Source organism: Piscinibacter gummiphilus (assembly GCF_032681285.1).
Lineage (GTDB): Bacteria > Pseudomonadota > Gammaproteobacteria > Burkholderiales > Burkholderiaceae_C > Rhizobacter > Rhizobacter gummiphilus_A.
Genome location: NZ_CP136336.1, coordinates 2125965 through 2140250, shown reverse-complemented (window position 1 = coordinate 2140250; position 14286 = coordinate 2125965). Strand labels below are relative to the sequence as shown.

Genomic DNA, 14286 nt, shown 5'->3' with positions numbered 1-14286 from the left:
CTCAGGCCTCAAACCTGATGCTGGCCAGCGTGACGTGGTTGCCGCCGCGCTTTTGCGCCTGTGACAGGGCGGTGTCGGCGGCCTGCAGCAAATCTTCCTGCGTATGAGCGGTGTGCGGAAAGCTCGCCACGCCCATCGAGACCGTGAAACCGAGGTCCTGGCCGTTCAGCATCACGAGCTGGGTGGCGCACTGGCGGCGCAGACCTTCCATGCGTGCATGCGCGGTGGCCAGGCCCACACCTGACAGCAGCACCGCAAAACGGTCTTCACTGAGCCGGCACGAGGCATCCATCGCACGGGTGTTGCTGCGCAGGAGGCGGCCGAGCGCTTCCAGCACACGCTTGCGCCCCTCGCTGCCCGAGGCGCGGGCCGCCTCGCCCAGAGGATCGAGCGCCACCGACACGAGCGCGAACTCGCGGTGCTCGCGTGACGACAGGTCGACCTCGCGGCGCAGTTGGTCGTCGAAATGGCCACGCTGGTAGAGGCCGGTGACGCTGTCGCGCAGGCCGTGGTCCTGCATCTCGCGGCGCAGGGTCTCGTTGGCCTGCTGCTGCTCTTCGAGCTGGCGCAGGGCCAGTTGAAGCTGCGTTTCGGCCTGCCGCTGGGGCGTGAGGTCCTGCCAGATGCAGCAGAGGTATTTGGCGGCACCACCATCGGCCGAGGGCAAGGCCAGCCGAGTGACCGAGAACTCCCGGCGAACGCCGCCGAGTTCCAGCCGATGCTCGCTGACCTGCGGGACGGTCACGACCATCGCCGACTGGTCGGCGGTGCGCAGCGCTGCGCAGGCTTGCGGGTCGACCCATTCCTCGTCGACGAGCCCGTCAGCGCTGCGGCCGAAGAGGGCCTGCATGCGTGGGTTCGCGTGCACGTAGCGGCCGGTGGCCGCTTCCTTGATGGCGAACATCGCCTCGGCACGGTCCAGCAGGCTCATGGCCACCACGCCCCAGGCTTGCGGGGCGAGGCCAAGCGCAGTCGTCAGGGCGTGCGCCTGATCGGCACGCGCAGACAGTGCCTGCTGGTGGATGTCGGTCATTCCTTGTCTCGTCGGTGCCCGCAGGCCGCCATCGGCGGCAGAAGTGCCCTGCCGGTGATTAGCGCACCCGGCATGGCGCCTTGAAAACCCCTAGGTTGATCGATCATAGCGGTGGTGTTCTGGCATGCAGACCGCCCACCTCATGTGCAGGGCGTGAAGATTCCGCACAAAAGGCGTGCCCTTGGCACGGACTCGGCGCACACCGCCACCCACGCTTCAGATGCCCGGCAAGCGTCGTGCCCTCGCGTGGCCCATGGCGCACCGGCATCTGGCACAGGAATCGCTTCAAGGCGGTCAGTTTGAAAACTTGCCCAAAACAAGGGCGCCGCCTTCTGAGGATCAACGTGTCTGGATTCAAGAGCTTCCTGAAGACGGGGCATGCCCCCACCCTCTTCGCCTCATTCCTCTACTTCGACTTCTGCTTCGCGATCTGGGTGCTGAACGGGGCGATGGCGCCCTTCATCAGCGAATCGTTCCAGCTCACGGCCGCGCAGAAGGGCTTCATGGTGTCGGTGCCGATCCTCGCCGGCGCGCTGATGCGGTTTCCGCTCGGCGTGCTGGCGCAGTACATCGGCCGCAAGAACGCCGCGATGGTGGAGATGACCCTCATCGTGCTGGCACTCGCCTTCGGCTACTTCTTCGTCAACAGCTACGACAGCGTGCTTGCGATGGGGGTGCTGCTTGGCATTGCCGGTGCGAGCTTCGGTGTGGCGTTGTCGCTCGGCTCGGGCTGGTTCCCGCCCAAGTACAAGGGTCTTGCAATGGGCATCGCCGGTGCCGGCAATTCGGGCACCGTGCTCGCGGTGCTGTTCGCGCCTCCGCTCGCCACCAAGTTCGGCTGGTCCGCCGTCTACGGGCTGGCGGCCTGCACGATGCTGCTGCCGATGGCCGTGATGTGGTTTGCCGCCAAGGAGCCGCCGGATCGCGAGCACCAGACCTTCCGCGAGCACATCGCCTGCCTGTTCGAGAAGGACGGCTGGGCCTTCAGCCTGATCTACATCGTCACCTTCGGTGGCTTCATCGGGCTTGCGAGCTTCCTGCCGACGTACTTCTACGACCAGTTCAAGGTCACCAAGGTCGAGGCGGGGCAACTCACCATGCTGGCCACGCTGATGGGCTCCGCAGTGCGTGTGGTGGGGGGCTACATCTCGGATCGCATCGGCGGCATCAACACGCTGAGCGGCGTGCTGGTGCTGGTGGCCGGCACGCTGGTGCTGTGCGGCCTCGCAGGCAACTCGGTCGCGATCACCACGCTGCTCTTCATGTTGTGCTTCGCGGCACTCGGCGCGGGCAACGGTGCCCTGTTCCAGCTGGTGCCGCTGCGCTGGCCTCTCTCCACGGCAGTGGCGGGGTCGATGATCGGCGAGGTGGGCGCGCTCGGTGGCGGCTTCCTGCCCAATGCGATGGGCCAGTCCAAGCAGTACGCCGGCACCTACCTCTGGGGCTTCGTGTCGTTTGCCGTGCTGGCGCTTGCGATGCTCGTGATGCTGCGCTGGGTGCAGATCCGCTGGACGCGCACGTGGGCCGAAAAAGGCGGCCGCGCCAGGCCCGCGCCCATCGCCTCGCCTAGCGCGGCAGGAAAAGCAACCAGTACACCAGCAATGCGTTGAACAGGGCCGACACCGCGAACGCGACCTTCCACATCAGCGTGGGGTCGCGGGCCAGGAGCGGTGTGGGCGATTGGGCCGAGAGGGGCCGGGAGGCCCCGCGCTGCAGCGCCAGCTCCAGCTCCTCGGCGGTTTCGAAGCGCTGCTTCTTCTCGAAGGCCACGGCCTTCAGCACGATGTGATCGAGCCAGATCGGCACGTCGGGCCTCAGGCGTGACGGCGGCTTGGGCGGACGGCGGTAGCGCAGCTTCTGATACGGCTCGATGTCACCGAACGGCAGGTGCCCGGTGAGCAGCTGGTAGAGCGTCACGCCGAGCGCGAAGAGATCGGTCTGCGCGTCGACGGGCTCGTCGTCCCACAACTCCGGGTTCATGTAGCTGGGCGTGCCGGCGTGCAGGCTGCGCTGCTCCTCGGGCTCGTTGCCCGAGATGGCAACGCCCAGATCGAGCAGGCGCAGCTGCCCGTCGTCGCCCAGGTGCAGGTTGCCGGGCTTGATGTCACGGTGAACCACCCCGAGCCGGTGCAGCTTGCCGATCGCACGCGTGGCGGCCAGCGCCCAGGCCACCACGTCGGCCACGGGCAGGCCGAAAGCATCATGGCGCGCCGTGAGGTGCTGCTCGAGCGTCTGCCCCGTGTGCCAGTCGAACAGCAGATAGAAGGCGCTTGCATCCTGCACTTCGTGCAAGGCCACGAACCCGGCGCTGCCACGTTCGTTGACGCGCGTGCCGAGCCACGCCTCGTGCGCCAGCATCGCCCGCTCCTGCGGATCGTTGGCACGCGAGGGGTGCAGCGTCTTGAGTGCCCGCAGCGCCTTCGTCTGCACATGGCGCACCTGATACAGCAGGTGCACGCCGGTGTCGGCCACGAGCGCCGTGACCACGTGGCCGTCGAGTTCGTCGCCGACTTTGAGCCGCGGCGGCACCGGCAACTGGCGGCTGCGCACGATGGCGTCTTCGAGACGCGAGCGGGCCAGCCCGAGCACACGCACCACAAGCACCGTGGCGTTGTCCTGCGTGCCTGCGGCGAGCGCCGCCTGCGCGATGGCATCGCTCGCCTCCTGCGCTGTGCCCTGTCCGAGCAGATTGAGCATCTGCGAGTGAGGCACCTTGCCGTGCACGCCGTCGGACGCCAGCACGAACACATCGCCGAGATGCAACTCGTCTTGCAGGTAGTCCACACGGATGGCGTCGTCCTGACCCATCGCACGGGTGAGCTGGCTCTTGAGATCGGGGTGGTCGAGCGCGTGGTCCTGCGTGAGGCGGCGGCATTCGCCGTCACGCACCAGATAGGCCCGCGTGTCCCCAACATGGGCCACGGTCCAGGTCTGGCCGCGCAGCGCGAGGGCCGTCAGGGTGCTCATCGCGGCGCCGTTGTGGCGGCGGTTGTGGGTGGCGAGCCAACTGTTCTGCGCGCTGATGATGCGATCGAGCACCACACTGGTGTCCCACGTGGGCGGCGCACCGAAATAGTCTTCGACCACCGAGCGCACGCTGGTCTGCGCCGCCATGCGGCCCTCGCCACCCATCGAGACCCCATCGGCAATCGCGGCGATGAAGCCCTTTTCTTCCTCGTGAGGCGCCGCCTTGCGCGCACCGGCGAAATCCTCGTTGTCTTGCCTCGGGCCACACTCGCTCGCATAGCCCACATCGATGTCGAAGCTCATGTTGTTGCACCCGCATGGGGCGCCTCTGATTCACGTCACCTGCGAAGCAAGAGCCTTGCCCGCAAAGAGTGCGCACAGCACCAGATTGCGGCCGTGAGCGTGGTGCACGCTGGCACCGTGTTTGCTAACTATGCCGCCATACAGAACCGCGACTGAGGATGTGCTGCATGAAGAAGATGAAGCTGGTGATGGTCGGCAATGGCATGGCAGGGGTGCGTACCCTCGAAGAGCTGGTGAAGATTGCGCCCGACCTCTATGACATCACGGTGTTCGGCGCAGAGCCGCACCCGAACTACAACCGCATCCTGCTCTCGCCCGTGCTGGCCGGTGAGCAGACGCTCGATGAGATCGTGCTCAACCCGCTGAGCTGGTACGAAGAGAACAACATCAAGCTGCACCTCGGCAAGAAGGTCGTGGATGTAGATCGCCGCAACCGCATCGTGAAGGCCGCCGACGGCACCGAAGAGTCGTACGACCGCCTGCTGATCGCCACCGGCTCCAACCCTTTCATCCTGCCGGTGCCCGGCAAGGATCTCGAGGGCGTGATCGCCTACCGCGACATCGCCGACACCAACACGATGATCGAGGCCGCGCAGAAGTACAAGCACGCGGTCGTGATCGGCGGTGGTTTGCTCGGCCTCGAAGCCGCCAACGGCCTGATGCTGCGCGGCATGCAGGTCACTGTTGTCCACATCATGCCGTGGCTGATGGAGCGCCAGCTCGACGACACCGCCGGCAAGCTGCTGCAGAAGTCGCTCGAATCGCGCGGCCTCAAGTTCATGATCGGCGCCAGCACGCAGGCACTGATCGGCGACCAGGACGGCGGCAAGGCCGGCCGCGTGATGGCCGTGCAGTTCAAGGACGGCACCGAAGTGCCGGCCGACCTGGTGGTGATGGCCGCGGGCATCCGCCCCAACACCGAGCTGGCCGAGAAGATCGGCCTGCACTGCAACCGCGGCATCGTCGTCAACGACACGATGCAGACCATCACCGACCCGCGCATCTACTCCATCGGCGAGTGCGCTGCGCACCGCGGCATCGCCTACGGCCTGGTGGCGCCGCTCTTCGAGCAGGGCAAGGTGTGCGCCACGCACCTGGCCGAGTTCGGCATCGGCCGCTACACCGGCTCGCAGACCAGCACCAAGCTCAAGGTCACCGGCATCGACCTCTTCTCGGCCGGCGACTTCATGGGGGGCGAAGGCTGCGAAGAGATCGTGATGAGCGACCCCTACGGCGGCGTCTACAAGAAGCTCGTCATCAAGGACGACAAGCTGATCGGCGCCTGCATGTATGGCGACACGGTCGACGGCTCCTGGTATTTCAAACTTCTCCGCGAAGGCCGCAAGATCGCCGACATCCGCGACAAGCTGATGTTCGGCGAGTCCAACATCGGCGACACCGGCCACGAGGGCCACAACAAGGCGGCCGCGATGGCCGACAGCGACGAGGTCTGCGGCTGCAACGGCGTCAACAAGGGCGCCATCTGCAAGGCCATCAAGGAGAAGGGCCTCTTCACGCTCGACGAGGTGCGAAAGCACACCAAGGCATCCGCCTCCTGCGGCTCGTGCACGGGCCTGGTGGAGCAGATCCTGATGTTCACCGCCGGCGGCGACTACTCCGCCACGCCGAAGAAGAAGGCGATGTGCGGCTGCACCGACGCGAGCCACCAGGAAGTGCGCGACGCCATCCGCGAGCAGAAGCTGCTCACCATCGCCGACACCTACAAGGCGCTCAACTGGCGCACGCCCAATGGCTGCTCCAGCTGCCGCCCGGCGATCAACTACTACCTCATCAGCACCTGGCCGAAGGAGGCCAAGGACGACCCGCAATCGCGCTTCATCAACGAGCGCAGCCACGCCAACATCCAGAAGGACGGTACCTACTCGGTGGTGCCGCGCATGTGGGGCGGCGAGACCACGGCCGCCGAGCTGCGCCGCATCGCCGACGCGGTCGACAAGTACAAGATCCCGACCGTGAAGGTCACCGGCGGTCAGCGCATCGACCTCCTGGGCGTGAAGAAGGAAGACCTGGTCAACGTCTGGAAAGACATCGGCATGCCCTCGGGCCACGCCTACGCCAAGGCGCTGCGCACGGTGAAGACCTGCGTGGGCAGCGAGTGGTGCCGCATGGGCACGCAAGACAGCACCCAGATGGGCAAGGATCTGGAGCGTGCGATGTGGCGCATGTACGCGCCGCACAAGGTGAAGTTCGCCGTCTCGGGCTGCCCGCGCAACTGCGCAGAGTCGGGCATCAAGGACGTGGGCATCATCGGCGTCGATTCCGGCTGGGAGATGTACATCGCCGGCAACGGCGGCATCAAGACCGAGGTGGCGCACTTCCTCGTCAAGCTCAAGACGGCCGAAGAAGTGCTGGAGTACACCGGCGCCTTCTGCGAGCTCTATCGCCAAGAGGGCTGGTACTTGGAGCGCACCGTCCACTACGTGAACCGCGTCGGTCTCGACTACGTCAAGAAGCGCATCCTCGACGACCACGAGGGCCGCAAGGCGCTGTGGGCGCAGCTGCAGTACGCGCTCGATGGCGAGCCCGACCCGTGGTTCGAGTTCGACAAGGCGCAGGTCGACACGCGCCAGTTCACGCCCGTCCAGGCGGTCTGATCACCTTCCATTGCCTTTCGAGAACCTCATGCCCAACTGGACCCTCATCTGCCGCGTCGACGACATCAGCCCCCTGGGCTCGCGACGCGTGGCGCGCCCGAAGGGCGCCGCCGTCGCCGTCTTCCGTGCCCAGGGCGATCAGATCTTCGCCATCCTCGACCGCTGCCCGCACAAGGGCGGCCCGCTCAGCCAGGGCATCGTCTTCGGCACGAGCGTCGCCTGCCCGCTGCACAACATGAACATCGGCCTCGACGACGGCCGCGTCAAGGAGCCCGACGAAGGCTGCGTGCCCAAGTTCGCGGTCAAGGTGGAAGGCGGCGCCATCTACCTCGACGCCAACGAGCTCGAGTCGCTGGGCACCGACCTCCCCCTGCCGGTGGCGGGCCCCTGCGCCACGCGTGGAGCCATCGGCGGCGGCCAAGTCATCGAGGTGCACACCCCGCACTCGGCCTGAGCGAGGACAGGCCCCGATGCTCGAAACCCGCACGACCTGCCCTTACTGCGGCGTCGGCTGCGGCGTCATCGTCGAAAGCGACGGGGCGCAGATCACCGGCGTGCGCGGGGATCCGGAGCACCCGGCCAACTTCGGCCGGCTCTGCACGAAAGGGTCCACGCTGCACCACACGGCCACCCGGCCCATCACGCTGCAGGCGCGGCTGCTGCACCCGGCGCAGCGCCTCTCGCGGCAGAGTGCGCCGCAGCCAGTGAGCTGGGATGCGGCGCTCACGCTTGCCGCCGAGCGCTTCAGCCGGACGATCCGTGAGCACGGGGCCGATGCGGTGGGCTTCTACATCTCGGGCCAGCTGCTGACCGAGGATTACTACGTCTTCAACAAGCTGGCCAAGGGGCTCGTCGGCACCAACAACGTCGACACCAACTCGCGCCTGTGCATGAGCAGCGCGGTCGCCGGCTACAAGGCCACGCTCGGCGCCGATGCACCGCCCGCCTGCTACGACGACGTCAACCACGCCAGCACGCTCTTCATCACCGGCTCGAACACCGCCTTCGCCCACCCCATCCTCTTCCGCCGCATCGAAGACGCGAAGCGGGCGAACCCGGCCATGAAGGTGATCGTGGCCGACCCGCGCCGCACCGAGACGGCAGAGTTCGCCGACCTCTACCTGCCCATCCTCCCGGGCACCGACGTCGCCCTGTACCACGGCATGCTGCATGTGATGCTGTGGGAGGGCCTGGTCGATCACGCCTACATCAACGCCCACACCCACGGCTTCGAGGCCCTGCGCAACCGCGTGCGCGACTACACGCCCAAAGAAGTGGCGAAGCTTTGCGGCATCACCGAAGACGCGCTGCTGCAGGCGGCGCGCTGGTTCGCCGACTCGAAGGGCCGCACGCTCTCGCTCTACTGCCAGGGCCTGAACCAGAGCAGCAGCGGCACCGACAAGAACGCCGCGCTCATCAACCTGCACCTGGCCACCGGCCAGATCGGCAAGGCCGGCGCCGGCCCCTTTTCGCTGACGGGCCAACCCAACGCGATGGGCGGGCGCGAAGTGGGTGGCCTCGCCAACCTGCTGAGCGCGCACCGCGACATGGGCAAGGCCGAGCACCGCGCCGAGGTGGCGCGGCTGTGGGGCGTGGACGACGTGCCGGCCAAGCCCGGGAAGACGGCGGTCGAGATGTTCGAGGCCGCCGCCGACGGCGAGATCAAGGCCTTGTGGATCGCCTGCACGAACCCTGCGCAATCGATGCCCGACCAGGCCGCCGTGCACCGCGCGCTGGAGCGCGCCGAGTTCGTGGTGGTGCAAGAGGCCTTCTCCACCACCGCCACCTGCCGGTACGCCGACCTGCTGCTGCCCGCCACCACCTGGGGCGAGAAAGACGGCACGGTGACCAACAGCGAGCGCCGCATCAGCCGCGTGCGCCCAGCGGTACCCAAGCCGGCCGAGACACGGCACGATTGGGACATCGTGGTCGACTTCGCCCGCCGACTGGAGCGGCACCTGCGCCCTGGCCTGCCGACACTCTTCCCCTACGACACGCCAGAGTCGGTGTGGGTCGAGCACCGGGAAAGCACCCGCGGCCGCGACCTCGACATCACCGGGCTCAGCTACGCACGACTGGAACAATCGCCGGCTCAGTGGCCCTTCCGGGAAGGCGACACACAAGGCAAGGAGCGGCTCTACGAAGACGGCATCTTCCCCACCGCCGACGGCCGCGCACGCTTTGCCGACGTGAGCTACGCGCCCGTGGCCGAGCCGCGCGATGCACGCTACCCCTTCTCGCTCAACACCGGCCGCCTGCGCGACCAGTGGCACGGCATGAGCCGCACCGGCACCATCGGCCGCCTGTTCGGCCACGTGCCGGAGCCGGTGGTCGAGATGAACGCACAGGATCTGGCCCGACTGCGGCTTAGCGAGGGCGACCTCGTGCACGTGACCTCGCGTCGCGGCAGCGTCGTGCTGCCGGTGCGCGCGAGCGATCAGGTTGCCGGCACGCAGGCCTTCATCGGCATGCACTGGGGCGAGGAGTTTGTCTCCGGCAGCAGCGCCACCGGCTCGCGCATCCACGGTGTCAACGCGCTCACCACGCCCGCGTACTGCCCGAAGTCCAAGCAGCCCGAGTTCAAGCATGCGGCCGTGAAGGTGCTGAAGGCCGAGTTGCCCTGGCGCCTGCTCGGCATGGCTTGGCTGCCCGACGACAAGGTCATCTCCGCACGCGAGCAGCTCAAGTCGCTGATGGGTGCTTTTGCTTATGCGAGCTGCGTCCCGTTTGGCCGCAATCGCGGCGGCGTGCTCTTCCGGGCCGCGGGGTACGAAGCACCGCCGGACGATCTCGTGATCCAGATCGAGGGCATGCTGGGGCTGGGCGGCGCCGAGGTGCTGCATTACGCCGACAAGCGCCGTGGGCAGCGCCGCACGATGCGGCTCGCCCAGGCTGGTGACCAGACGCGTCTCGAAGGCTTCGTGCTCGCCGGCGACACCAGCGCCGAAAGCTGGGTGAAGCCGCTGCTGCAGGACGAGTTGCCCGCACAGGCCTACGGCCGACTGCTGCTCCTGCCCGGCGCCCGTGCGCCGGTGGCCGTGCAGGCGCGCGGGCGGCAGGTTTGCACGTGCTTCAACGTGACCGAACCCGAGATCCTCAGCACGCTGCAAGGCTGCGAGGGCTCGCAGGACCAGCAGCTCGCGCAGCTGCAAGGCTCGCTCAAGTGCGGCACGAATTGCGGCTCATGCATCCCTGAATTGAAGCGTCTCGTGCGCGCACAGCTCAGCGCCGCCTGAAAATCCGCATTCCCGGGCCCAAGGTGGCCCGGGTCTTGCGAATGCAGTTCCAGGGACGACAAGCACATGAGCATCAGCCACCACATCAAGGAAATCGGTCGCGGCAAGGAAGGCGCCCGCGCATTGAAGCGTGAACAGGCGCACGACCTGATGAGTCAGGTGCTCGACGGCAAGGTCACCGACCTCGAACTCGGCGCCTTTGCGCTGGCCATGCGCATCAAAGGCGAGACGATCGACGAGACCGCGGGCTTCCTGCAGGCGACGACCGAGCGCTGCCTGCCGATCACCCCCCCCCGGCCGGCCGTCGTTCTGCCCTCGTACAACGGCGCTCGCAAGCTGCCCAACCTCACGCCCTTGCTGGCGCTGCTGCTGGCGCAGGAAGACATCCCGGTGCTCGTGCATGGCATGCCCGAAGACCCGGGCCGTGTGACCACCGCCGAGATCTTTCACGACCTGGGCCTGCCCATCGCCCGCGACGCCGGCGACGTGGCCGCCGCCTGGGCGCGGCACGAGCCGGTCTACATCCGCACCGACGTGCTGTGCCCACCGCTCGCGCGCCTGCTCGACGCACGCTGGACCATCGGCCTGCGCAACTCCGGCCACACGGTGGCCAAGCTGCTCGACCCCTGCCCCGCCGGCAGCGCGATGCGCGTCGTCAACTACACCCACCCCGAGTACGGCCAGATGCTGACCGGCTTCCTGCAGCACACCCTGGCCAACGCGATGCTGATGCGCGGTACCGAAGGCGAGCCGGTGGCCGACCCGCGCCGCCTGCCGAAGCTCGATGTCTTCATCGACGGCGTGCTGCGCAGTGATCTGTCGGTGGCCGCCCACGACGGCGTGCTGCGCGAGCTGCCGGTGCTGCCGCGCACCTGCGATGCGGCCACCACCGCGATGTACATCCAGTCGGTGATCAGCGGCGAGAAGCCTGCCCCGGCGCCTCTCGCCCAACAAGTCGCCTGCCTGCAGGCCTCGCTCGAAGCCCTCGCCCACGCCCATCCTCAGGAGAAACTGGCATGACCCCCGCAGCAGTAACCCGCCCCGTCGTCACTCTGGTGGGCGCTGGCCCGGGCGACCCGGAGCTGCTGACGGTCAAGGCGGTGCGCGCGATCCGCGCCGCCACGGTGCTGCTCGTCGACGACCTGGTGGGCGAGGGTGTGCTGCGCTATGCACGCCGCAGCACGCGCATCGTGCGTGTGGGCAAGCGCGGTGGATGCGCGAGCACGCCGCAGGCCTTCATCGAGAAGCTGATGGCGGCCGAGGCGTTGAAAGGCGAGCGAGTGGTGCGCCTGAAGGGCGGTGACCCGTTCGTCTTCGGCCGTGGCGGCGAGGAGGTCGAGCACCTGCGCAAGCTCGGCATCGAGGTGACCGTGGTCAACGGCATCACCTCGGGATTGGCGGCCGTCACGTCGCTCAACGTGCCGCTCACACATCGCGATCATGCGCACGGCGTCATCTTCGTCACCGGCCACGCCAAGGAGCATGGCCGTTCACCCGACTGGGCCACGCTCGCCGCCGCCGCGGCGCAGGGCCTCACGCTCGTCATCTACATGGGCGTCGCGCAAGCGGGCCACCTGCAACAGGGCCTGCTCGAAGGCCTGGGCCGCTCGACACCCATCGCGGTCGTGCAGCACGCTTCGCTGCCACACCAGCGCCACGCCGTCGGCACGCTGGGCGATCTGGCCGGCCTGATCGAGCGCGAAGGCCTGGGCAGCCCGGCCATCATCGTGGTGGGCGACGTGCTTCAGGGCCTCGCTTCCCTGCCCCTCGAAAGAGGGGCGACGCGCGTGGCCTGACGAGGCGCGCCGACACGATAATCCCCGGCGTTTCACGGACGGAGGGGACCGATGCTCGAACTCGACAAGCTCAACCAGCTCACCGAATCCCACGGCGAGCTGCGCCGCGGCAAAGGCATGGTGACCGGCGTGATCGCGCTGGTGCTGGCCATGCTGTGCTTCCTGGGCGTGCTGGCCTTCCACTTCCCGCAGTACCTCACCACGCCCGAGCTGCGCAAGAGCTACGACGTCAACGTGATCCGCACCATCATGCTGGTGGCCATTGGCATCTCGGGCGGGCTCTCGCTGTTCAACCTCATCCGCGGCCGCAACCGCTGGCTGGCGCTGTGGACCTTCGGCCTCGTGGCGCTCACGCTGCTGCTCGGCGGGCACAAGGTGGAAGTCGACCCGAATTTCCCCGACCACACGCCCTACATCGGCCTCGACTGGTTCATCCTCGACCTGCTCGGCTCCACGCTGATCTTCATCTTCATCGAGAAGCTGTGGGCGCTGCGCAAGGATCAGCCCGTCTTCCGCGCCGAGTGGCAGACCGACATGCACCACTTCATCGTGAACCACATGGTGGTGGGCTTCATCCTGCTGGCCACCAACCTGCTGGTGCACAAGCTCTTCGGTTGGGCGGCGCACGATGGCATCCGCGGCTGGGTGGCGGGCCTCAACTTCTGGGTGGCGCTCTTCCTCATCATCCTCGTGGCCGACCTGGTGCAGTACTGGACGCACCGCGCTTACCACGAGGTGCCGCTGCTGTGGCGCCTGCATGCGGTGCACCACAGCGTCAAAAGCATGGACTGGCTGGCCGGCTCGCGCCAGCACATCCTCGAGCTGCTGATCACCCGCACGCTGGTGCTCGCGCCGATCTACGTGCTCGGCTTCAGCAAGCAGGTGATCGATGCCTACATCATCGTGGTGGGCTTCCAGGCGGTGTTCAACCACGCCAACGTGAGCGTGCGGCTCGGGCCGCTGCGCTATCTGATCGTCACGCCCAACTTCCACCACTGGCACCACTCGCAGGACGACGAGGCGATCGACAAGAACTACGCCGCGCACTTCGCGTTCCTGGACTACCTCTTCGGCACCGCGGTGAAGTCGGACCGCGAATGGCCCGCCCAGTACGGCGTGGTCGGCGACTACGTGCCCAACGGCTTCTGGAAGCAGGTCAAGTTCCCGTTCACCTGGAAGGGCTGAGCGCCTTCGGCGCCGCCAGCGCCAGGATCGCGGCAAAGACGGCCACCGAGGCCAGGCCCACCGACAGAGACGAATGCTCGGCGATCACGCCGATCAGGGGCGGGCCGGCCATCATGCCGAAGTAGCCGACCGAGGCGACCACGGCAATGCCGTGCGCCGGGTTCGCATCGAGCTTCGCGGCAGTGCCGAACAGCACCGGCACCACGTTCGCGAACCCGAGGCCGACGAGCGCAAATCCGATCAGCGTGGCAACGGGGTGCGCGATCAAGAGCACCGCCGCCATCGAGACTGCCGCGAGCGCGGCGCTGCTGCTCATCAACACCGCAGGCGCGACACGGTCGCGCACCCAGTCGCCACCGAAACGAGCCGCCGCCATTGCACCGCTGAAGCTCGCATAGGCCAGCGCCGCGAAATCCGGAGCGCTCTTCAGCTCCTGCGCCATGTAGAGCACGCTCCAGTCGTACATCGCGCCTTCGGCGATCAGGCCAAGCGCCGCCAGCACACCCAGAAGCCCGAGCGCCCCGCGCGGCAAGGAGAAGCCGTGGCCCTCCTGCGACGAGCCGGCCACGGTCTGCAGCATCACCAGGCCCGCCAGCAGGACGAAGACGCCAGAGGTGATCGACGTCACCACGAGATGGGTTTCTGCATCCACACCCCGCGACAGCAGCGCACTCCCAAACCCCGCGCCCACCATGCCGCCCAGGCTGAACATGGCGTGGAAGCCGCTCATGAGGTTGCGCTTGCGCAGGCTTTCCAGCTCGCTCGCCGCCGCATTGATCGACACGTCGAGCAGGCTCATGCCGATGCCGAACACCACCATCAGCGCGAGCAGCACGGCATAGCTCTGGCTCACGAGCAGCGCGACGAGGCTTCCTGCGCACAAGGCGCCCGACAGCATCGCCATGCGGCGCGCGCCCTGGCGGCCGACGATCCGCCCGGCTTGGGTCAAGGTCAGCACGGCGCCAACACCAGACGCCAGCATCGCCATCGCGAGCGCCTGTTCGCCAAGGCCGTAGTGCAGCTTGACCGTGGGCACATGAATGCCCCACGTGGCAAAGAGCGCTCCGGCGATGAAGAACTGTGCGCGCACAGCGATCGTCGCGCGAAGCAGGGTCAGGTCAGGAAAGGGCACGGCGAGGTTCATGGGGCGG

At 67.4% G+C, this 14286-nt stretch carries 10 protein-coding genes; 7 read left to right on the top strand and 3 right to left on the bottom strand.

What is annotated here, in order from left to right; all coding sequences use genetic code 11:
• Position 1 precedes the first annotated feature (1 nt).
• The gene (locus RXV79_RS10030) at positions 2 to 1033 is read right to left on the bottom strand and encodes a sensor domain-containing diguanylate cyclase (RefSeq protein WP_316703291.1); all 1032 of its coding nucleotides are present in this window, start codon (positions 1031 to 1033) and stop codon (positions 2 to 4) included.
• A 344-nt stretch (positions 1034 to 1377) separates the two neighbouring features.
• On the opposite strand from RXV79_RS10030, the gene RXV79_RS10025 reads away from it, so the two are divergent.
• Positions 1378 to 2643: an MFS transporter gene (locus RXV79_RS10025; protein WP_316703289.1), complete on the top strand. Its 1266-nt coding sequence runs from the start codon at positions 1378 to 1380 to the stop codon at positions 2641 to 2643.
• Here the strand turns inward: RXV79_RS10025 and RXV79_RS10020 are convergent.
• Positions 2600 to 4303 (bottom strand): bifunctional protein-serine/threonine kinase/phosphatase, encoded by a 1704-nt coding sequence (locus RXV79_RS10020; RefSeq protein WP_316703288.1) that lies wholly within the window; start codon positions 4301 to 4303, stop codon positions 2600 to 2602. The genes RXV79_RS10025 and RXV79_RS10020 overlap by 44 nt on opposite strands.
• Before the next feature lie 167 nt (positions 4304 to 4470).
• On the opposite strand from RXV79_RS10020, the gene nirB reads away from it, so the two are divergent.
• The 6 genes from nirB (at position 4471) to RXV79_RS09990 (ending at position 13135) form a co-directional block, all read left to right on the top strand.
• Positions 4471 to 6918 (top strand): nitrite reductase large subunit NirB, encoded by a 2448-nt coding sequence (gene nirB, locus RXV79_RS10015; protein WP_316703286.1) that lies wholly within the window; start codon positions 4471 to 4473, stop codon positions 6916 to 6918.
• A gap of 28 nt (positions 6919 to 6946) precedes the next feature.
• On the top strand, positions 6947 to 7372 hold the full coding sequence (gene nirD / locus RXV79_RS10010; protein WP_316703285.1) for a nitrite reductase small subunit NirD: 426 nt from the start codon (positions 6947 to 6949) through the stop codon (positions 7370 to 7372).
• A gap of 16 nt (positions 7373 to 7388) precedes the next feature.
• Entirely contained in the window at positions 7389 to 10154 is a 2766-nt protein-coding gene (locus RXV79_RS10005) for a nitrate reductase (protein WP_316703284.1), read from the top strand.
• A 66-nt stretch (positions 10155 to 10220) separates the two neighbouring features.
• Complete coding sequence (ybiB, locus tag RXV79_RS10000; protein ID WP_316703283.1) at positions 10221 to 11174, top strand: DNA-binding protein YbiB; 954 nt, start codon at positions 10221 to 10223, stop codon at positions 11172 to 11174.
• Positions 11171 to 11950 carry a uroporphyrinogen-III C-methyltransferase gene (gene cobA / locus RXV79_RS09995; RefSeq protein ID WP_316703282.1) on the top strand — a complete coding sequence of 260 codons (780 nt, stop codon included), beginning with the start codon at positions 11171 to 11173 and terminating at the stop codon, positions 11948 to 11950. Before ybiB ends, cobA begins: the two co-directional genes overlap by 4 nt.
• Before the next feature lie 51 nt (positions 11951 to 12001).
• Complete coding sequence (locus RXV79_RS09990; protein ID WP_316703281.1) at positions 12002 to 13135, top strand: sterol desaturase family protein; 1134 nt, start codon at positions 12002 to 12004, stop codon at positions 13133 to 13135.
• Here RXV79_RS09990 and RXV79_RS09985 read toward each other — a convergent pair.
• The gene (locus RXV79_RS09985; RefSeq protein ID WP_316703280.1) at positions 13119 to 14279 is read right to left on the bottom strand and encodes an MFS transporter; all 1161 of its coding nucleotides are present in this window, start codon (positions 14277 to 14279) and stop codon (positions 13119 to 13121) included. The genes RXV79_RS09990 and RXV79_RS09985 overlap by 17 nt on opposite strands.
• Positions 14280 to 14286: the final 7 nt, after the last annotated feature.